Raw genomic sequence first — 18404 nt, 5'->3', positions numbered from 1 at the left:
CCCCGCGCGGAAGCGGGCGCCGCATCCGGACACGCTCCGGAAACAGCGGCTGGCATAGGATTCCGGGCATGACCACGGACCATCTGCCGGACGTGTCCGGCCCCGCCCCCTCCCGGGGGCGGCCACGGGACGCGGCCCGGGACCGCGCGCTGATGGACGCCACCCTGACCGAACTCCGCCTCCGCGGATACAGCGGACTGACCACCGCCGCGGTGGCCAAGAGGGCGGGGGTCTCCACGGCCACCCTCTACCGCCGCTGGAGGTCCAAGGAACACCTGGTGGTGGGGGCCGCCCAGGCCTGGATCGAGGACCTGGGCCCCGACGAGGACACCGGGAGCCTGCGCTCGGACCTGTCCCGCCTGCTGCACGACAAGGCCCGCGCCCTCGACAGCCCCTCGGGGCAGTTGGTCCGCGCCGTCATCGGGGAGGCCGCGCACAACCAGGCACTGGCCGACGTGCTGTTCGAGGCCTACATCGTGCCCCTGCAGAACCGGGTCGCCGCGCTGCTGGAGCGCTCCGCCGCGCGCGGCGAGATCGAACCGGTGGCCGACCCCGTGGTCGTCGGGGAGATGGTGATCGGGCCGATGACCACGCACACCTACCTCGTCCCCCACGTGCCCGGCACCACCCCGAGCGCGGACCTGGCCGACCGCCTGCTCCCCTACCTGCTGCGCGCCCTGGGAGCCCGGGACTGACGCCCGGCGTTCGACGCGTCCGCGTCAGAAACCCACCTCGACGCTCAGGCCCAGCCACAGACCCAACGCGTACTCCACCCGTGTCATGTCGGCCTGGTCCAGATAGCCAGCCGGGTCACCGAGCACATAGCTGGTGTCGATGGTCCGCATCTGGTCCGTGAGGGCCAGAGTGTCGCGCCCAGCGATGTGCGATCGAGGTCTGAACAGCGCGGACTGGGCACTGGTCGATGTGGGGACGACGGTCACCGTGGACCATACGCGCGGACCGTCACTGACAACGATGCCCAAGCGGCGCCCGCGCTGTTCGTGTCCACGCTTGGCGTCCCTCAGTTCGATCGGGTAGGCGGCGCCTTGGATCAACGGGTCTCCTCCGGACGCGCGTTGACGATCGTGTCCGCGCCAACGATGCGGATACGGCCGTCCTCCGTGTACTCCCCTTCGTCCGGTTCATCGGCGGGATTCTCGCGAGAAGCGGCGATGCGGGCCATGTCCTCGTGGGCTCTGCGTCGCTGCTCCTCTCTGACCAGGGACCGCAGCCCGCGTCGAATCAGCTCGCTGGTGGGCTCCCCAGGGCCTTTCAGACATTCGATGAGCTGCGTGTCCGCTTCGGTGGGTCGAAACCCGGTACTCATACTCTCGTTGTCCAACTGATGTTGGACAAGCTGCAGGCACACGGGACGAAAACCACGTCGTACGGCGCGAGAGACCGAACGACTGGACCCCGATTCGGGCCCCGAATGGACCTTGAGGCGGCCCGCGGACTCCGACAGCATCGGGGCCATGGACGACACCAGCCGACCGCACACCGCCCGCGAACAGTTCACCCCCGAGGGCGTCTACCTCAACACCGCGACCCACGGCCTCCTGCCCCGCCGGACGGTCCTGGCCTTGCGAAGGCACACCGACGAGGTGGCCTCGGGCCGCTTCCAGGCCGTCGACGCCGACGCCGACATCGAGGCGGCCCGCTCCGCCTACGCCCGGCTCGTGGGCGTCCCCGCGAGCCTGGTCGCGGCCGGCACCCACACCTCCCAGTTCGTGGGGACCATCGCCCGGTCCCTGCCAGACGGAGCACGGGTCCTGACCTCCGAGGGGGAGTACGGATCGGCGGTCCACCCGCTCATGACCGACGGCCGGCTCACCGTCGAACAGGTCCCGCTGGAACGGCTTCCCGAACGGATCGGCCCCGGCACCGACCTGGTCGCCGTGTCCGCGGTCCAGTCCTCCAACGGAGCCATCGCCCCCGTGGACGACCTGGTGACGGCCTGCGCCGACCACGGCGCCCGGCTGATGCTGGACACCACCCAGTCCGCGGGCTGGCTCCCGGTTCCGGCCGACCGCGTCGACTTCACCGTGTGCAGCACCTTCAAATGGCTGCTGGGCCCGCGCGGCGGTGCCTACCTGACCGCCACCCCCGAGGCCCTGGACACGCTCCGGCCACTGGCACCCAACCCCTTCGCCTGCGCGCGGCCCTGGGAGTCCCTCTACGGCGGGCCGCACGCCCTCGCCGAGGACGCCCGCCGCCTGGACCTGGGCCCTGTGTGGTCGGCCTGGATCGGCCTGGCACCGGCCCTGGAACTCATCGAGGAGGTGGGGGTGCCGGCCATCGGCGCGCACAACGCCGCGCTGGGCGACCGGCTGCGCACCGCGATGGGGCTGGAGCCGGCCGGGTCGGCGATCGTCTCCCTGAAGGTGGAGCCCGAGGCGGCCGAACGCGTGCGCGCGGCGGGCATCGCCACCGCCGAGCGCGACGGGCGGCTGCGCGCCTCCTTCCACCTGTACAACGACGAGTCCGACGTGGACCGGCTGGTGAAGGCCCTGCGCTAGAAGATGGTCCCGCACAGGGGCGCGTGGGGCACCCGCAGCGCGGTGTCCAGCGACGCGGCCGCCCCCGGCGTACGCTCGTCGACCAGGCCCGCCGCCGCGTGGGCGGCCAGGGTGTGCTGGCCCAGGAACGCGGCACCCAGGTGGGAGGCGTCCAACGCCAGGTCCGGGGCGGCGCCGGTGGCCTCCACCGAGGCGCCGCCGCCGTCGGCCCTGACGTGCCAACGGCCGGCGTTCCACGGCGCGTGGCGGTCGGTGACCTCCACGACGGTGTCGACAGGCGCGGCGTAGGAGCGTTCGGCCAGGGCGGCGGGTACGTCCACCAAGCGCACCCACAGGGCGGTGCCCGGCGCCGCGTGGATCCGCTGCCGGTCGGCCAGCAGGGACCACAGCGGATCGTCCACGGCGGTGTGCTCGAAGGCGATCCGCGCGACGAGGTCCCGGGCGAACACGTGCTCGTACAGGGCGACACGGGCGGCCGGGTCGGAGGCCACCAGCTCCTGGACGCGCAGTTCGCTCTCCCAGCCCGTCAGTGTGGGCTCCCCCTTGATCCGGTACAGGGCGTAGCCGCGCGGGCCGTCGCCGCCGGAGACCACGACCGCCCGCAGGGGGCCGGAGCCGCCGCGTGTCTCGGGCCGGTCGTCCAGGACGCGGTCCCACCAGTGGCCGTCGCGCCGGTAGCGGCCGGGCCGGTCGGCGACGGCCGCGTCGAACACCCGTGCGATCTCCTGGCGGACCTCTCCGGGATCGCCGAGGAAGGTGCGAAGGGCCGGGTCGCGGGGGGCGTCGGGACGCAGTACCGCGGCGGGGTGCGGCACGGTCAGGTGCGTCTCCACCGACGCCGCACCATAGCCGAACCGGCCGTAGATGCCGCCTTCGGAGGCCCACAGCGCGGCGAGCGGCTCGCCCCTGCGGTGCAGGTCGCGCAACTGGTGGCGCATCATGGCGGTGAGCACGCCCCGCCGCCGGTAGGTAGGCCACACGCCCACGACGGTCACACCCGCGACCGGGCGCGGACCGCCCGGCATGGCCATCTCGAAGTCGAACGACCCGGCCGTGCCGACGATTCGATCGCCCTCGACGGCCACCAGGAACCGGTCGTATCCGGCGGCCTCGACCACCGGTCGGAAGCGGTCCGCCCGCTCCCGGGGATCGTCGGAGGACAGCAGCGCCTCCCCGACCACCGCGACCAGGTCGGGGAGTTCGTCGGGTTCGATGCCGCGCACGGTCCACACCGCCGCGGCCTGCTCTGGGCCGGGATCGTTCGCCATGGGTCCACCCAACAGGAGAGCAGCCCCGGCCGCCACCGAATTTCCGCGGCGCGCCGCGCGGCCCCGGGGAAGGAGTATCCCCGAGCGCACGGGGGGACGCTCATGGTGTGACTCATTCCATGCACTCCCACCGCACAGGCACCCCGCGCGACACCGACCGGCTCGTGGTCGGGGTGGACGCGGGCGGCTCCACCACGCGCGCGATCGTGGCCGCGCCCACCGGCGAACGGCTGGGCGAGTCGTGGGCGGGCGGGTCCAACCCCGGCACCCACGGTGCCATCCGGGCCGCCGCGCAGCTCGCCGAGGCACTCGACGGCGCGCTGGACCAGGCCGGACAGTGGTCGCGCGCCGCCGTCGCCCGGACCGTCGTCGGCCTGGCGGGGGCCTCGGCCCTGCGCGACCCGGACGTGCGCGCGCGGATGGAGGGTGCCCTGGCCGAAGTAGGCCTGGCCCCGGAGCGGGCCGCATTCACCGGCGACGACGAGACGGCCTTCGCCGCGGGAACGCCCGCCCCGGACGGCACCGTGCTCATCGCCGGCACCGGGGCGATCGCCACCCGTATCGACGGGCGCCGCCGCGTCAGGTCGGCCGACGGCATGGGCTGGCTGATCGGCGACGACGGCTCGGCGTTCTGGATCGGCCACCAGGCGGCCAAGGAGACGGCACGGCAACTGTCCCGGGGCAGCGACCTCAGCCCGCTGGGCGCGGCCGTGGCCAAGCGGGTGATCCCCGGGCAGCGCCCCGCGGAAGGGGAGGACCACTGGCCCGAGGAGCACGCCCGCAACTTCGCGCGGACACTGACCGAGGGCCCCCCGGTGGCGCTGGCCGCGCTGGCACCGCTGGTCAGCGAAGCGCACGCGCTGGGCGACCCGGCGGCGGCGGTGATCGTGGAGGCAGCGGCCGGCCATTTGGCGCACACGGTGCACCAGGTCCGCACCCCCGGTGAACGGCTGCCCGTCGTGCTGGCCGGCGGGGTCCTCGCCCACTCCGAACCCGTGCGCGCCGCCCTCACCCGCAAACTCGCACTGGGCACCGCCGGGTCGCGGATCCTCCCGGCGGGCTGCTCCGTCGGCGGAGCGGCGTGGCTGGCGGCGCTGGAGGCGGGTGCGGACGCGGCGGACACGCGGCTGCACGGCGTGTTCACCCGAACCGGGCGCAGAACGGGACGCACCGACGCCGCCTGAGCGCGCCTCTCACATCCCCAACCCCTCCAGGGCAGCCAGGTAGGCCTCGTTGAAGGTGGGGAACTGGGGAACCGACTCGGCCAGAACCGCGACCGGCACCCGCGCCCGGACGGCCAGGGCCGCGGTGTGGATCCACTCCGAGGCCAGAGGGCCGTGCGCCCACGCCCCCACCAGGACGCCGCGGCCCCGGTCGGCGACCAGCGCGAGCGCACCCTCGGGGTCGGCGGTATAGGTCCAGGGACGCGCCGTGTTCTCCGGAACGTCCACCTCGGCGACGGCGGTGTCGATGCCCCGGTCGCGGGCCTGCCGCGCGGTCAGGCCCACGGCGGCGGCCTCCGGATCGCAGAACACCACGCGGGGCACCGCCGTGTAGTCGGCGGCGCGCCCGCGCCCCAGGATGTTGTCGGCCACGACCCTGCCCTGGTACTTGGCCACGTGGGTGAACATCGCCCGGCCCGTCGCGTCGCCGACGCCCCACAGCCCGGGCGCGGCACGGCAGTACTCGTCCACGGGCAGGGCCGTCCCCTCCAGGCCGACCCCCGCCTCGGGCAGCCCGAGCCCGTCGGCGGCGGGACGGCGGCCCGCTCCGAGCACGACGACGTCGGCTCGGACGGCGGCGCCGTCGCCGAGCACGGCGCGCACACCCGCCCCGTCCGGGGCCACCGACCGCAGTTCGGTACCCACCCGCACATCCACCCCGTTGCGGGCGAAGGCCCGCCCGACCCGCGCGCACAGCCGCGGGTCCTCGCGGTCGAGCAGGCGCGGGCCACGCTGGAGGAGGGTGACGCGGGTCCCCATCGCGCCGAGGAAGTGGCCCAGTTCGATACCGACCGCTCCCCCGCCGACCACCAGAGCGCTGCCGGGCAGGTCGGTGAGCGTGGTGGCCTCCCGGTTGGTCCACACCCGGTCCGGCCCCAGGGCGTCCAGCCCCTCCACCGGTGGGCGCACCGGCCGCGATCCGGTGGCCACGACGACGTGGTCGGCGCAGACCTCGCTCTCCCCGACCCGCACCCGCCAGGGGGCGCGGCCGGTGACACGGGCCCGCCCGCGCAGCAGCAGGGCGCCGCGGTCGCGGTAGCCGTCGGCCTGCGCGGTGTCGTCGAGGTGGCGGACCATCCGGTCGCGGCGGGCGCGCAGGGCCGGCCATTCCACCGCGGGCCGCTCCAGCCCGGCGGCACCCCCGGCCTCGCCGCGGGCCTCGGGTGTGCGCAGCAGCACCTTGGAGGGGATGCAGGCGTAGTAGGCGCACTCGCCGCCGATGAGTGCGTGCTCGGCCACGGCGACCCTGCGCCCCGCGTCCAGCAGCCGGGAGGCGACGGTCTCACCTCCGGGTCCCATACCGATGACGATCACGTCGACGTGCTCCATAGGGCCTTCCGCCTTCCCGGTCTCCGGTGCTCCCCGCGATCGTCGCCCCTGGCGCGGGCCCGCGCGGGGCCGACACGCCGGGGTGCCTCCCGGTGTCCGGGCTCACACCGCTGACGTGCGGGAACGGTCGGCGGCCGTGTTTGACTGTGGTGCGTTCCGCCGTCGAACACGAAGGGACCGCCGCCCCCGGCGCACAGGCATGTCCACCCAGACCATCATCCTCGTCCTCGACCTCGTCGGCGTGTTCGCGTTCGCCCTCGACGGAGCCCTGACCGGCATCCGCACCGCGCGGGTGGACATCGTCGGCGTCATGTCGCTGGCCGTGGTCACCGCCATCGGCGGCGGCATCATCCGCGACGTACTGCTCGGCGTGACCCCGGCGACGTTCCAGGACTGGCGCTACCTGGTCACCGCGCTGGCCGGGGGCACCGTGGCGTTCTTCCTCGGCCACCGGCTCAGACGCCTGAACAAGGCGATCCTGGTCTCCGACGCGGCGGGGCTGAGCCTGTTCGCGGTGATCGGGGCGACCAAGGCCCTGGAGATGGGGTTCGGGCCGTTGCAGGCCACCCTGCTGGGCGCCATCACCGGGGTCGGCGGCGGCACGGTACGCGACGTGCTGCTCAACCGGGTGCCGACGGTACTGAGCGCCGACTCCCGCCTGTACGCCATCCCGGCGATGCTCGGCGCCGGGTTCGTGGTGGTCGTGAACGTGTTCGGGTTCGGCGCCGGTTGGGTCGCCGCCGTCGGCGCGCTCGTGTGCTTCACGGTCCGGATCCTGTCGCTGCGCTACCGGTGGAACGCGCCGAGCCCGCCGGGGGCGCGGACCCGGTGAGGCGCGCCGCGGTCTCGTGCAGCGTCGCCACCATCGCCGAGACCGGCTCCGAGGGGCGCCGGCGGTGGACGGCGAAGATCTCTCTGGCCAGGCGGGCCCCGTGCAGGGGGCGGCTCACCCAGGCCCCCGTGCGGGCCGCGCCGAGGATGCTGCTCGGGATGAGCGCCACGCCCACCCCCGATTCGATGAGGGCGAGCGCCACCTCGTAGTCGCGGGTCTCGTAGACCACGTTGAGCCGCACCCCCGCCGCGGCGGCCGCGGTGTCCAGGCTGATCCGGTCGTGGACGCCCGGAGCTCCGCAGATCCACTCCTCTCCGGCCAGGTCGGGCAGGGACGGGGGCCGGTCGGTGATCGGGTGGCCCTCGGGGGCCACCGCCATCAGAGGGTCCACGAGCACGCGTTCGCGGTGCAGTCCGCCCGTGCGCGGCAGGGGCACCCCCGGGTACCGGTGGGTGACGAGCAGGTCGAGTTCTGCACAGGTGAGCAGGTCGTAGCCGCCCGGTGGTTCGATGTCGGACAGCGACAGCCGCACGTGGGGGTGGGCGTGGCCGAAGGCCGCCAGGGTCCGTGGCAGCAGCACCTTGCCCGCGCTGGCGAACGCCCCCAGGGACAGGTGCCGGGGCGGCTCACCGGCGATGGCCCGGACGGCGGCCTCCGCGTCGCGCAACTCCCCCAGGACCCGCTCGCCGTACTCCAACAGGACCCGCCCGGCCTCGGTGAGGGTCGCGCCGGTCCGGCCGCGCTCCACGAGCACGCAGCCCGTCTCGCGTTCGAGCTTGGTGAGTTGCTGGGACAGCGCGGGCGGGGTGAAGGAGAGCCGCTGGGCGGCGGCGGCGATCGACCCGGCGTGCGCGACCTCCACCAGGACGCGCAGCCGGTGGGCGTCCAGCACCGGCACCACCTCCGAACACGGTCCGACACAAAGCTGAGCTTCACCATCTTTAGCAGACCCAACTTCACGTTAACCGGAAACGGCGGCACAGTGGTGAGCATGAGTCCCGTTACAGCACACGCGGCACGCACACCCACGGCCACCGACGTGCGGGCCGCGGCCGAGCGCATCGCACCCTACGCCCGCCGCACCCCGGTCCTGCGCGCCGAGGTCGACGGCAGGCCGCTCACCCTGAAACTGGAGCACCTCCAGCGCACGGGGGCGTTCAAGCTGCGCGGCGCCCTCAACGCCCTGCTCGGCGGCGAACCCGTCCAGCGGGTCATCACCGCCTCCGGCGGCAACCACGGGCTGGGGGTGGCCACGGCCGCCCGGCTCCTGGGGATCGGGGCCACGGTCTACGTACCCGAGACGGTCCCCCAGGCCAAGGCCGCGGCTCTGGCCGCGACGGGCGCCGAGATCGTACGGGTGGGCGAGGGCTACGCCGAGGCGTCCCAGGCCGCCGGTGCCCGCGCCGAACACGAGGGGGTGCGCTACCTGCACGCCTTCGACGACCCCCTCATCGTGGCGGGCCAGGGCACCATCGGTCTGGAGATCGCCGCCGACGCGCCCGAGTGCGACACCGTGGCCGTGGCCGTGGGCGGCGGCGGGCTGGTGGCGGGCGTGCTCCTGGGCGCGGGCGGCCGACGCGTGGTCGGCGCGGAGCCGCAGGGCTGCGCGAGCCTGCACGCCGCGCTGGCGGCCGGGCACCCGGTCACCGGGCCGGTCGACTCGGCCGCCGCCTCCGCGCTGGGCGCGCCGGCCCTGGGCCGTGTCCCCTTCGAGGTGCTGCGCGGTCGTCCGGTGGAGTCCGCCCTGGTCGACGACGGGGAGATCACCCGCGCCCAGGACCGCCTGTGGGAGGAGTTCAAGATCGCCACCGAACCCGCCGCGGCCGTGCCGTTCGCTGCGTGGCTGGCGGGCCGGGTCCCCGGTGAGAACCCGTGCCTGGTGGTGTGCGGGGCGAACGCGGGCTGGCACCACGACGGCTGAGCCGGAGGTGACGTGGGGCACAAAGGGACCCTGCCTCCCGCGTTACCGACGGGTCGCCCTTACATTGTGGTGGGCATCCCACCACATCGTGAAGGAGAATCCGTGTTCTACGGTGCGCTGCGGCAGACCGCGGCGGTCCTCGCCCGGACCCTGTGCCGGCCGACCGTCGAGGGCCGGGAGAACATCCCCGCCACCGGGGCGGTCCTGCTGGCCAGCAACCACCTCTCCTTCGTCGACAGTGTCGTGATCCCACTGTCGGTGACCTCGCGCCGGGTCAGGTTCCTGGCCAAGAGCGACTACTTCGAGGGGAGCGGCCTCAAGGGGCGGTCCGCCAAGGCCCTGTTCGGGGCGCTGGGGGCCGTGCCCGTGCGCCGGACCAGCGCCCGCGACGCCATGGCCTCGCTGGACCTGATGCTGGAGCGGCTGCGCGAGGGCGAGGCGTGCGTGGTCTACCCCGAGGGCACGCGCTCGCGCGACGGGCGGCTGTACCGGGGCCGCACCGGCGTGGCCCACCTGGCGCTGGAGTCCAAGGCGCCCGTGGTTCCGGTGGCGGTGTCGGGCACCGAGAAGGTGCAGCCGATCGGCGCCTCGATGCCGCGCCCGCACCACTTCACCGTCCGCTTCGGCGAGCCGCTGGACTTCTCCACCGGCTACGACCACCTGGCACCGGGCAAGGCGCGCCGGGAGATCACCGACCACATCATGGACGCCATCCACGGTCTCTCCGGCCAGGAGCGGGCCGGCAAGTACAACACCTTCGCCGGCGAGGGCTGAGCCGGAGCGGCACCACGGGGACACCACGGCTCCCCCAAGTCGCCACAGGGAGAGTTTCCCCGTTCCGTGAGCGGTAACGGGCATGGACGCGGCCCAAGAGACGTCCATGCCCGGGAGGCGGCCATGAAGCTCCACCACGCGCCGATCCGCCTGACCGCGGGCGCGCTCATCCTCAACTCCGGGTGGGACAAGCGCGACGCCGACGAGGAGACCGCCCAGGGGCTGCACGGCATGGCCTCGGGCGCCTACCCGTTCCTGGGCAAGATCCCGCCGACCGGCTTCGTCCGGCTGCTCTCCGCCGGGGAAATCGCACTGGGCACGGCACTGCTGCTGCCGGTCGTGCCCGCCCGGCTGGCGGGGGCCGGGCTGGCCGCGTTCGCCGCCGGGCTGGTCGGCCTCTACCTGCGCACCCCCGGTATGCGCAAGGAGGGCAGCCTGCGCCCGACCCAGGACGGACTCTCCCTGGCCAAGGACACCTGTCTGCTGGGCGTGGGGCTGACCCTGCTCCTGGACGGCTGCCGCCGCGACGACGAGGTGACGATCATCGCCGAGGCGTGAGCGGCGCGGTGCCGACGTGTGCGAGCATGGCGGCCGTATCCGCACCGAAAGGGCTCCCGTGACCGAATCCAGTGACGCGCCGATGGCGGCCTTCCTCGCCCTGCACGCCGACCTGCCCCGTCAGGGGCCGGGCTCGGCGCAGACCACCCGCCGCCTGCTCGGCCTGGCCGGGCCGCTGCCCGCCCGGCCCCGGGTACTGGACCTGGGCTGCGGGCCGGGGCGCTCGGCGCTGCTGCTCGCCGCCGAAACCGGGGCCCGCGTCACGGCGGTCGACACCCACCAGCCGTTCCTGGACACGCTGACCGCCGCGGCGGCCCGCGACGGCCTCCAGGAGAGGATCACCGCCGAGAACCGGTCCATGGACGACCCGCCCTGGCCGGACGGGCACTTCGACCTCGTCCTGTCGGAGGGGGCGGCCTACATCATCGGGTTCGACCGCGCACTGCGGTCCTGGCGGCGGCTCATCGCGCCCGGCGGAACGCTCGTCGTCACCGAATGCGAGTGGATCACCAGCGCCCCCTCACCCGAGGCCCGCGCCTTCTGGGACGCCGCCTACCCGCTGCGCACCCGCCGCGAGAACACCGCCCTCGCCGAAGCGGCCGGGTACCGCGTCCTGGCCGCGCGCACCCAGCCCGAATCCGACTGGTGGACCGAGTACTACGATCCGCTCGCGGCCCGGACCGAGACGGCCGACCCGTCGGTCCCCGGCATGGCCGAAGCCCTGGCCGGCGCACGCGCGGAGATCGCGCTGCGCCGCGACCACGGCGGCGAGTACGGCTACACCGGGTACGTACTGCGCCCCCGGGACCGCTAGCGCGGCACGCGCTCGGCCAGCCACGCCTCGACGTCGGCCGACGAGCGCGGCAGGCCCGCCGACATCACCCGGCGGCCCTCCTCGGTCACCAGGACGTCGTCCTCGATGCGCACACCGACACCCCGGTACTCCTCTGGCACGGTGAGGTCGTCGGGCTGGAAGTACAGGCCCGGCTCCACCGTGAGCACCATGCCCGGCTTCAACTCGCCGTACAGGTGCACCTCCTGGCGGGAGACGGCACAGTCGTGCACGTCCAGGCCGAGCATGTGGCCGGTGCCGTGCAGGGTGTAGCGGCGCTGGAGCCCCAGTTCCAGGACCCGGTCGACCGGCCCCTCCAGCAGCCCCCACCCGATCAGGCCCTCGGCCAGCACCCGCTGGGCGGCCTCGTGGAAGTCGGTGAACGGCCGGCCCGGGGCCACGGCGGCGATCCCCGCCTCCTGCGCGGCGTACACCAGGTCGTAGACCCTGCGCTGGAGTGCGGTGAAGGTGCCCGAGACCGGCATCGTGCGGGTGACGTCGGCGGTGTAGAGGGTGGTAGTCTCCACACCCGCGTCCAGCAGCAGCAGGTCGCCGTCGCGCACCGGCCCGTCGTTGTGCATCCAGTGCAGGGTGGTGGCGTTGGGGCCGCAGGCGGCGATCGTGCCGTAGCCGACGTCGTTGCCCTCCACCCGCGCCCGCAGGAAGAACGTGCCCTCGACGAACCGCTCGGAGGTCTCCTTGGCCCGAGGCAGCGCCCCCACCACGTCGTGGAACCCGCGCACGGTGGAGTCCACGGCCTTCTGGAGCTGGGCGACCTCCCACTCGTCCTTGACCAGGCGGTGGTCGGCCAGCGTGACCGCCAGCTCCTCGTCGAGCCGGGCGGACTTGGCGCGCGACTCCTCGTCGACGTCGGCGCGCATCCTGTCCACGATCGCCTCCAGCTCGGCGTCGTGGCCACGCACGATGCGGGTGGTCCCGGCCGCCGAGCGCAGCGCCCCGGGCAGGGCGCGCACGTCGGCGGTGGCCACACCCAGCAGGTCGGCGGCCTCGCCCAGGCTGTTGCGGCGGCCGGTCCACAGCTCGCCGTAGGAACCGAGCCAGAACTCGCCGTTGTCGCGGTCCGAGCGGGACTTGAGGTAGAGCACCGCGTCGTGGCCGCCGTCGGAGCGCGGGTTCAACACCAGGCAGCCGCCGTCGGAGGTGTCACCGGTCAGGTAGGCGTAGTCCGTGGCAGCCCGGAAGGGGTACTCGGTGTCGTTGGAGCGGGTGAGGAGCCGCCCGGCCGGGACGACGATGCGGTCACCGGGGAAGGCGGCCCCGATCGCGGAGCGGCGGCGCGCGGTGTGCCCGGCCTGCTCGATCGGCTCCAGGTCGCGCCGATCGGTGTCGGCCCATCCGGTGCGCATCCACGCGGCGAGTTCGTCGGAGACCGACTGCGCCTGGCCGTTCTTGCGCGGGGTGAACACGAAGGCGTCCTCGGCTCCGGGGCGCTGCTGCTCGCTCACGTCGCGGCTCTCCTCGTGGGTCGTGGGTCGTCTGGGGCGGCCGCTTGTGGCGGCCCGCCCCTCCATCGTAGGGCGGGTGCACCGGAGCGTCGTCCCACCTCGCCCCGCCACCGGAACAACACCCGCACGATCGGGATCATGCCTGATCACCAGGGAAGAGTCCCCTCACCACCACCCGCCGCCCCCTCCTGAGGGGGCCGCCCGGTCAGGGCGCCAGGTCGCGGCCGAAGGGGATCGCGGTGGGATGCGGCAGCGCGCCGGTCTCACCCGGCCCCAGGCGCCGGTAGCCGATCCGCCCGTACAGGGCGAGCGCCTCGGGCTGGGCGGGTCCGGTGTAGAGCAGCACCCGCGTGTAGCCCAGATCGCGGGCGGCACCCTCCAGCTCGGCCATGACCGTGCGGGCCAGCCCGCGCCGCCGGTGCCGCGGCGAGGTCCACACGCGCTTGATCTCGGCCGTCCCGGCCTCCGCGGCGCGCTCCGCGACGTAGGGGCGCACCGCTCCCCCGGCGACGACCTCCCCGCCCAGCTCGGCCAGCACCAGGCAGCCGTGCGGCGCGGCGAACTCCGAGAGCGGGTACAGCGCCAGCTCACGGGCGGCCCCAGCGGCGCCGTAGCGCTCGGTGTACTCCCGCTTCAGCCCGGCGAGCAGCCCCGACGCCCTCGGGTCGTCGTGGCCCACCCGCAGGAGCGCCACCTCGCCGACGGCCGCCGCGCCCGCCCTGTTCGGGGCATACGTCACCGTGGTCCTCCCCCACTCGTCCTGTGTGCCCGGACGCCCGCTCAGGGGCCGCTCGGTGCGCGCTGGCCCGGAACCCGCGGAGAACGGAACCGGGGGCTCGCGCCCAGCGCCCGCAGGCCCCGCTCCATCTCGTACCCCGCGGCCAGCAGCCGCTCCTTGGCCGCCTGCGCACTGCGCACGGTCTCCTCGTCGAACACGAGATTGTAGTAGCGCTCGGGTACCCGGTTCAGACTCGCGCGCAGGGCCCGCAGCGCCGCGGTGGCCGCCGCCCCGCCGCCCGCCTCGGGCAGGACGCCGTAGTCGCGGCGCGCCCACGCCGGCAGGGTGGCGTAGGCCAGGGCCCCCACCGGGAACCACAGGGGCTTCAGCGGCGCCAGCCACGACAGGTGCTCGGGCACCTTCGGCCACAGCAGGAACCGCACCGCCCACCGCGCCTCCGGGGTCACCCGCAGCAGGGGGCGGACCGAGGCCAGGTAGCGGCGCATCTGCGCCACGTCGCGCGGCACGTCCCAAGGGTCCAGGCCCACATAGGTGGCGGTGCGCGCCTGCTCGTCGATGTAGCCGTCCATCTCCGCGGCGGTGAGCGGCACCCCCGCGCGGTACGTGGTCTCCAGATAGGAGGAGACCTCCGTGCAGTGCACCCACACCAGCAGGTCGCGCTGGTCCACACGGTGCGGCCGTCCGGTGCCGGGGTCGGTGAAGGACAGCGCGGCGTGGACCCGCCGGATCCGATCCCCGATCCGGTCGGCCTCCTGCGGGCTCCCGTAGGTGGTCACGGCCACGAAGTGGGCGGTGCGCAGCAGCCGCCCGGTGGGGTCGGTGCGAAAGTCCGAACGCTGCCACACGCCCTGCATCGCCACCGGGTGCAGGGCCTGGAGCATGAGGGCGCGCACCCCCGCCACCCACATCGAGCGGTCCATGTGGATCTTCCAGGTGACGCTCTCCGGGGCGGCGACGGTCGGCTGCATCGACTCCTCCAGCGGGGCATACGCGGGACGGTCCGCCTCCACGATACGACCGGTTCATCCGGATCGGAGGGGGGAACGGCTCTTCGATAGCGCACCGAGAACCGGTGCCGCCCCGGCACAAGACCCGTCCGGACACACCCGGCCCTGGTCAGACCGATAGGGTGGCCAGACGTGAGCGCGAAACCCCTGATTCCCGATGTCCTGGCCGCACGCTACGCCTCGGCGGAGCTGACCCGCCTGTGGTCCCCCGAGTACAAGGTGGCCGCCGAACGGCGGCTGTGGCTGGCCGTCCTGCGCACCCAGGCGCGCCTGGGCGTGGAGGTCCCCGACGGGGTCGTCGAGGACTACGAGAAGGTCCTCGACCAGGTCGACCTGGACTCCATCGCCGAACGCGAGCGCGTCACCCGCCACGACGTCAAGGCCCGCATCGAGGAGTTCAACGCCCTGGCCGGGCACGAGCACGTCCACAAGGGCATGACCTCGCGCGACCTCACCGAGAACGTCGAACAGCTCCAGGTGCGCGACAGCCTGCTGCTGGTGCGCGACCGCACCGTGGCGCTGCTGGCCCGCCTGGGGCGGCTGTCGGCCGAGTACGGCGAGACGGTGATGGCGGGCCGCTCCCACAACGTGGCCGCGCAGGCCACCACCCTCGGCAAGCGGTTCGCCTCGATCGCCGACGAGGTTCTGGTCGCCCACGGGCGGCTGGAGGAGCTCATCGCCCGCTACCCGCTGCGCGGTATCAAGGGCCCGGTCGGCACCGCCCAGGACATGCTGGACCTGCTCGGCGGCGACCGCGACGCCCTGCGGTCGCTGGAGGACGGGGTCGCCTCCCACCTGGGGTTCGAGCACCGCCTCACCAGCGTGGGCCAGGTCTACCCGCGCTCGCTGGACTTCGAGGTGCTGACCTCGCTGGTGCAACTGGCCGCCGGGCCGTCCTCGCTGGCCAAGACCGTCCGCCTCATGGCCGGGCACGAACTGGTCACCGAGGGGTTCGCCGAAGGGCAGGTCGGCTCCTCGGCGATGCCGCACAAGATGAACACACGCTCGTGCGAGCGGGTCAACGGACTCACCGTCATCCTGCGCGGCTACGCCTCCATGGCCGGTGAGCTGGCGGGCGACCAGTGGAACGAGGGCGACGTGTCGTGCTCGGTGGTGCGCCGGGTGGCGCTGCCCGACGCCTTCTTCGCCTTCGACGGGCTCGTCGAGACCATGCTGACGGTGCTGGACGAGTTCGGGGCCTTCCCCGCGGTGGTCTCCGCCGAACTGGACCGCTACCTGCCGTTCCTGGCCACCACCAAGATGCTCATGGCGGCCGTGCGCGCGGGGGTGGGACGCGAGAGCGCGCACGAGCTCATCAAGGAGCACGCGGTCGCCTCCGCCCTGGCCATGCGCCAGGAGGGCACCGGCAACCGGCTGCTGGAGCGGCTGGCCGAGGACACGCGCTTCCCCCTGGACCGGGCGGAGCTGGACGCGCTGCTGGCCGACCGGATCACGTTCACCGGGGCCGCCGCCGACCAGGTCTCCGCCGTCGTGGAGCGTATCGGACGCATCACCGGGGCCAGCCCCGAAGCGGCCGCCTACACCCCCGGCGCGATCCTGTAGATACGACGGGCCGGTTCCCGCACGCGGGAACCGGCCTCAGGACCCGGCCGTACGCACCAGCCGGGCGAACAGGTCCGGGTCCACGTTGCCGCCCGAGACCACCGCGACCGTCTCCTCCGGCCTCCCCGGAACCGTGGCCACCTTGCCAGCCATAACCGCCGCGGCGGCCAGCGCCCCGCTGGGCTCGGCCACCAGACGCGCGCCGTGGGCCAGGGCCGACACCGCCCGCGCGATCTCGTCCTCGTCCACCGTCACCACCTCGTCCAGCCGCACCGACAGGTGCGCGAAGGTCAGCTCCGACAGACACGTGCGCACCCCGTCGGCCATGGTCCGGCCGGTGCGTTCGGCCGACCACTCCACCCGGAGCCCCGCGGCCAGGCTCTCCGCGGCGTCGGCGGCCAGTTCGGGCTCCACCCCCACCACCCGCACGGGCCGGGGCCGCACCGTCATCGCCGCCGTGGCCACACCCGAGGCCAGCCCTCCCCCGCCCACGGGCACCACCACCGTGGTCACCTCCGGGGACTGCTCCAGGATCTCCAGGCCCACGGTGCCCTGCCCGGCGATGACGCGCGGGTCGTCGAAGGGCGGCACCATGACCAGGTGCTCCGCCTCCTCCAGCTCACGGGCCGCGGCCAGGCGCCGCCCGGGGGGCACCGTGACCACACGGGCACCGCACGCACGGATGCGGTCGACCTTGACCTTCGGGGCGCCCTCGGGCACCACGACCGTGCACGCCACGCCCTGGGCACGGGCGGCGTGGGCCAGCGCCAGACCGTGGTTGCCCGAGGAGTGCGTCACGACCCCCGAGGCTCGCTGGGTCGGGTTGAGCAGGGCCACGGCGTTGGTGGCGCCGCGCAGTTTGAACGCGCCGGTGGGCTGGAGGCTCTCGGGTTTGACGAGGAAGGGAGGGACGTCGGGGGGACCCGCGGTGAGGGGGGTGCGCACGACCCGGCCCTCCAGCCGGGTGGCGGCGGCACGCACGTCGTCTGCGGAGACCAGTCGCATGACGGCGATATGCCCCGCACCACCCCGGAACATACGGGATAATCACTATGATGCGTACCGAATGGACACCTGAGGACCTGCCCGGAAAGGCGTTCTACACGCTCCTGACCGCCGTGGTGGTGCCCCGGCCCATCGCCTGGGTGTCGACCAGGTCCTCCTCCGGCGTGGACAACCTGGCGCCGCACTCGTTCTTCACCGTGGCCTGCACCGAACCGCCGATCGTGCAGTTCACGTCGGTCGGACGCAAGGACTCACTGCGCAACGCCGAGGCCACCGGCGAGTTCGTCGTCAACCTCGCCCCCGAGCCGCTCCAGCGCGAGGTCAACGCGACCGGCACGCCCTATCCGCCCGGGACCAGCGAGTTCGACGCGGTGGGCGTGGCGCGCGAGGCCAGCCGAGCGGTCCGGCCGCCGCGCGTGGCCGGCTCACCCGCGGTCCTGGAGTGCGCGCTGCACTCGACCGTGCCCCTGGAAGGGTGCACGCTCGTCCTGGGCCGGGTGGTGCACGCCGCCGTCGACGAGAGCGCCCTGGTGGACGGGCACCCCGAGATCGGCCGCCTGCGCCCGCTGGCGCGGCTGGGACGCGACGAGTGGTCGGCCATCGGCGAGGTCAGCGAACTGCGGCGGCTGCCCTACCGGCCCTGACCGGCTCAGACGTCGAGGGGCTTCTCCGCGGCGGGCAGCAGGGACAGGAAGCCCACGACCGGCGCCGGGTCTCCGGACCAGTCCATGGCGATGATCTGGCCGGTGGTGCGCCGCCCCATGAGGGCCCGGTACAACTCGAAGGCGGTGCCGCGCCAGTGTGGCCCGGTGCCCTCCCCCAGCGTCCAGGATCGTTCGGCGTCGGTGGCGGTCACGGTCAGGGCGGGCCGCTCCTGCGGCCAGGACCGCCCCATCCCGGTGAGGGAGAAGTCCAGCAGGGCCTCGGCGTGCTCGGTCTGGGCCGCCAGGCCCAGGGCGCCGCGGATGTCGTTCTCGTGGTTCCACACGTCCACCGCGGGCAGCCGGTAGCGCGCCTTGCCCTGGCTGCGCATGAGATCGAGCAGGACGGGTGCGCTGGTGCGCCACTCCTGGCAGATCTCGGCGATGTCGCGGCCGTCGCGGTCGGCGACCTGGCCGGCGGTGACCTGGTCCGTCACCGGAGGGGTGACCGTCCCGGCCGCCACGTCAACACACACCCCGGCCAGGTGGGCGTAGGTCTGCCGGACGGTCCACGCGGGGCAGGCGGGGACGGCGGCGGACAGCTCGCCGGGGGGCAGGCCGAGGGCCAGGTCGATCAGGCGGCCGTGGGCTTCGCTGTAGATACGCACCGGATCCATGCGGGACACATTACCTAACGCCGTTCGGCGCACAGGGGCGTCCCGCCCCT

At 74.0% G+C, this 18404-nt stretch carries 20 protein-coding genes; 10 read left to right on the top strand and 10 right to left on the bottom strand.

The genetic code is table 11. From position 1 onward, the window contains the following. Positions 1–68: 68 nt before the first annotated feature. Positions 69–695 (top strand): TetR/AcrR family transcriptional regulator, encoded by a 627-nt coding sequence (locus ACFHWE_RS17620; RefSeq protein ID WP_416602757.1) that lies wholly within the window; start codon positions 69–71, stop codon positions 693–695. A gap of 24 nt (positions 696–719) precedes the next feature. Here the strand turns inward: ACFHWE_RS17620 and ACFHWE_RS17615 are convergent, their stop codons facing one another. Both ACFHWE_RS17615 and ACFHWE_RS17610 read right to left on the bottom strand, forming a co-directional pair. Continuing rightward, positions 720–1055 (bottom strand): type II toxin-antitoxin system PemK/MazF family toxin, encoded by a 336-nt coding sequence (locus ACFHWE_RS17615; RefSeq protein WP_416602755.1) that lies wholly within the window; start codon positions 1053–1055, stop codon positions 720–722. Continuing rightward, on the bottom strand, positions 1052–1327 hold the full coding sequence (locus ACFHWE_RS17610) for a RuvA C-terminal domain-containing protein (protein WP_416602754.1): 276 nt from the start codon (positions 1325–1327) through the stop codon (positions 1052–1054). The genes ACFHWE_RS17615 and ACFHWE_RS17610 overlap by 4 nt, the downstream gene beginning before the upstream one ends. A 148-nt stretch (positions 1328–1475) precedes the next feature. Between ACFHWE_RS17610 and ACFHWE_RS17605 the strand changes: the two genes are divergently transcribed. Next, a complete protein-coding gene (locus ACFHWE_RS17605; protein WP_416602753.1) occupies positions 1476–2519 on the top strand; it encodes an aminotransferase class V-fold PLP-dependent enzyme in 1044 nt (347 codons plus the stop codon). Here the strand turns inward: ACFHWE_RS17605 and ACFHWE_RS17600 are convergent. Continuing rightward, entirely contained in the window at positions 2516–3787 is a 1272-nt protein-coding gene (locus ACFHWE_RS17600; protein ID WP_416602752.1) for a GNAT family N-acetyltransferase, read from the bottom strand. The genes ACFHWE_RS17605 and ACFHWE_RS17600 overlap by 4 nt on opposite strands. A 173-nt stretch (positions 3788–3960) precedes the next feature. Between ACFHWE_RS17600 and ACFHWE_RS17595 the strand changes: the two genes are divergently transcribed. Beyond that, a complete protein-coding gene (locus tag ACFHWE_RS17595) occupies positions 3961–4971 on the top strand; it encodes an N-acetylglucosamine kinase (RefSeq protein WP_416602791.1) in 1011 nt (336 codons plus the stop codon). Positions 4972–4980: 9 nt separating this feature from the next. Here the strand turns inward: ACFHWE_RS17595 and ACFHWE_RS17590 are convergent, their stop codons facing one another. Further along, positions 4981–6339, bottom strand: coding sequence for a dihydrolipoyl dehydrogenase family protein (locus tag ACFHWE_RS17590; protein WP_416602751.1), 1359 nt, complete (start codon positions 6337–6339; stop codon positions 4981–4983). 199 nt (positions 6340–6538) lie between these two features. On the opposite strand from ACFHWE_RS17590, the gene ACFHWE_RS17585 reads away from it, so the two are divergent. Continuing rightward, positions 6539–7171, top strand: coding sequence for a trimeric intracellular cation channel family protein (locus ACFHWE_RS17585; protein ID WP_416602750.1), 633 nt, complete (start codon positions 6539–6541; stop codon positions 7169–7171). Here the strand turns inward: ACFHWE_RS17585 and ACFHWE_RS17580 are convergent. Further along, entirely contained in the window at positions 7101–8063 is a 963-nt protein-coding gene (locus tag ACFHWE_RS17580) for a LysR substrate-binding domain-containing protein (protein ID WP_416602748.1), read from the bottom strand. The two genes, ACFHWE_RS17585 and ACFHWE_RS17580, sit on opposite strands and share 71 nt — an antisense overlap. A 99-nt stretch (positions 8064–8162) precedes the next feature. Between ACFHWE_RS17580 and ACFHWE_RS17575 the strand changes: the two genes are divergently transcribed. From ACFHWE_RS17575 to ACFHWE_RS17560, 4 genes are all read left to right on the top strand, one after another. Next, entirely contained in the window at positions 8163–9092 is a 930-nt protein-coding gene (locus ACFHWE_RS17575; RefSeq protein ID WP_416602746.1) for a serine/threonine dehydratase, read from the top strand. A gap of 102 nt (positions 9093–9194) precedes the next feature. After that, positions 9195–9866, top strand: a complete 672-nt coding sequence (locus tag ACFHWE_RS17570; protein ID WP_416602744.1) for a lysophospholipid acyltransferase family protein — start codon at positions 9195–9197, stop codon at positions 9864–9866. A 123-nt stretch (positions 9867–9989) separates the two neighbouring features. Further along, a complete protein-coding gene (locus ACFHWE_RS17565) occupies positions 9990–10424 on the top strand; it encodes a hypothetical protein (protein WP_416602742.1) in 435 nt (144 codons plus the stop codon). A gap of 58 nt (positions 10425–10482) precedes the next feature. Further along, a complete protein-coding gene (locus ACFHWE_RS17560; protein WP_416602741.1) occupies positions 10483–11238 on the top strand; it encodes an SAM-dependent methyltransferase in 756 nt (251 codons plus the stop codon). Here ACFHWE_RS17560 and ACFHWE_RS17555 read toward each other — a convergent pair. The 3 genes from ACFHWE_RS17555 to ACFHWE_RS17545 form a co-directional block, all read right to left on the bottom strand. After that, on the bottom strand, positions 11235–12722 hold the full coding sequence (locus tag ACFHWE_RS17555) for an aminopeptidase P family protein (RefSeq protein WP_416602739.1): 1488 nt from the start codon (positions 12720–12722) through the stop codon (positions 11235–11237). The two genes, ACFHWE_RS17560 and ACFHWE_RS17555, sit on opposite strands and share 4 nt — an antisense overlap. A gap of 205 nt (positions 12723–12927) precedes the next feature. Continuing rightward, the gene (locus ACFHWE_RS17550) at positions 12928–13461 is read right to left on the bottom strand and encodes a GNAT family N-acetyltransferase (protein WP_416602737.1); all 534 of its coding nucleotides are present in this window, start codon (positions 13459–13461) and stop codon (positions 12928–12930) included. Between the two features lie 41 nt (positions 13462–13502). Then, positions 13503–14429 carry an oxygenase MpaB family protein gene (locus ACFHWE_RS17545; protein ID WP_416602736.1) on the bottom strand — a complete coding sequence of 309 codons (927 nt, stop codon included), beginning with the start codon at positions 14427–14429 and terminating at the stop codon, positions 13503–13505. 171 nt (positions 14430–14600) lie between these two features. On the opposite strand from ACFHWE_RS17545, the gene purB reads away from it, so the two are divergent. Next, positions 14601–16031, top strand: a complete 1431-nt coding sequence (purB, locus tag ACFHWE_RS17540) for an adenylosuccinate lyase (RefSeq protein WP_416602735.1) — start codon at positions 14601–14603, stop codon at positions 16029–16031. 36 nt (positions 16032–16067) lie between these two features. Here purB and ACFHWE_RS17535 read toward each other — a convergent pair whose 3' ends face one another. Then, positions 16068–17036, bottom strand: coding sequence for a threonine ammonia-lyase (locus ACFHWE_RS17535; protein ID WP_416602734.1), 969 nt, complete (start codon positions 17034–17036; stop codon positions 16068–16070). A gap of 50 nt (positions 17037–17086) precedes the next feature. Here ACFHWE_RS17535 and ACFHWE_RS17530 point away from each other — a divergent pair, with 50 nt between their 5' ends. Next, entirely contained in the window at positions 17087–17680 is a 594-nt protein-coding gene (locus ACFHWE_RS17530; protein ID WP_416602733.1) for a flavin reductase family protein, read from the top strand. Between the two features lie 5 nt (positions 17681–17685). Here ACFHWE_RS17530 and ACFHWE_RS17525 read toward each other — a convergent pair whose 3' ends face one another. Continuing rightward, positions 17686–18354 (bottom strand): maleylpyruvate isomerase family mycothiol-dependent enzyme, encoded by a 669-nt coding sequence (locus tag ACFHWE_RS17525; protein ID WP_416602732.1) that lies wholly within the window; start codon positions 18352–18354, stop codon positions 17686–17688. Between the last annotated feature and the right edge of the window lie 50 nt (positions 18355–18404).

The organism is Nocardiopsis sp. LOL_012 (genome assembly GCF_048060475.1).
In the GTDB taxonomy this organism is placed as follows: Bacteria; Actinomycetota; Actinomycetes; order Streptosporangiales; family Streptosporangiaceae; genus Nocardiopsis.
Note: the sequence above shows the minus strand (reverse complement) of the source record. Positions and strands in the feature narration are given on the sequence as shown.

Bases quoted from the DNA above. Each gene is read 5' to 3' on its own strand.
- ACFHWE_RS17620 (WP_416602757.1), top strand. From the start codon at position 69: ATGACCACGGACCATCTGCCGGACGTGTCCGGCCCCGCCCCCTCCCGG.
- ACFHWE_RS17610 (WP_416602754.1), bottom strand. From the start codon at position 1,327: ATGAGTACCGGGTTTCGACCCACCGAAGCGGACACGCAGCTCATCGAA.
- ACFHWE_RS17605 (WP_416602753.1), top strand. From the start codon at position 1,476: ATGGACGACACCAGCCGACCGCACACCGCCCGCGAACAGTTCACCCCC.
- ACFHWE_RS17600 (WP_416602752.1), bottom strand. From the start codon at position 3,787: ATGGCGAACGATCCCGGCCCAGAGCAGGCCGCGGCGGTGTGGACCGTG.
- ACFHWE_RS17590 (WP_416602751.1), bottom strand. From the start codon at position 6,339: ATGGAGCACGTCGACGTGATCGTCATCGGTATGGGACCCGGAGGTGAG.
- ACFHWE_RS17585 (WP_416602750.1), top strand. From the start codon at position 6,539: ATGTCCACCCAGACCATCATCCTCGTCCTCGACCTCGTCGGCGTGTTC.
- ACFHWE_RS17575 (WP_416602746.1), top strand. From the start codon at position 8,163: ATGAGTCCCGTTACAGCACACGCGGCACGCACACCCACGGCCACCGAC.
- ACFHWE_RS17565 (WP_416602742.1), top strand. From the start codon at position 9,990: ATGAAGCTCCACCACGCGCCGATCCGCCTGACCGCGGGCGCGCTCATC.
- ACFHWE_RS17545 (WP_416602736.1), bottom strand. From the start codon at position 14,429: ATGCAGCCGACCGTCGCCGCCCCGGAGAGCGTCACCTGGAAGATCCAC.
- ACFHWE_RS17535 (WP_416602734.1), bottom strand. From the start codon at position 17,036: ATGCGACTGGTCTCCGCAGACGACGTGCGTGCCGCCGCCACCCGGCTG.
- ACFHWE_RS17530 (WP_416602733.1), top strand. From the start codon at position 17,087: ATGCGTACCGAATGGACACCTGAGGACCTGCCCGGAAAGGCGTTCTAC.
- ACFHWE_RS17525 (WP_416602732.1), bottom strand. From the start codon at position 18,354: ATGGATCCGGTGCGTATCTACAGCGAAGCCCACGGCCGCCTGATCGAC.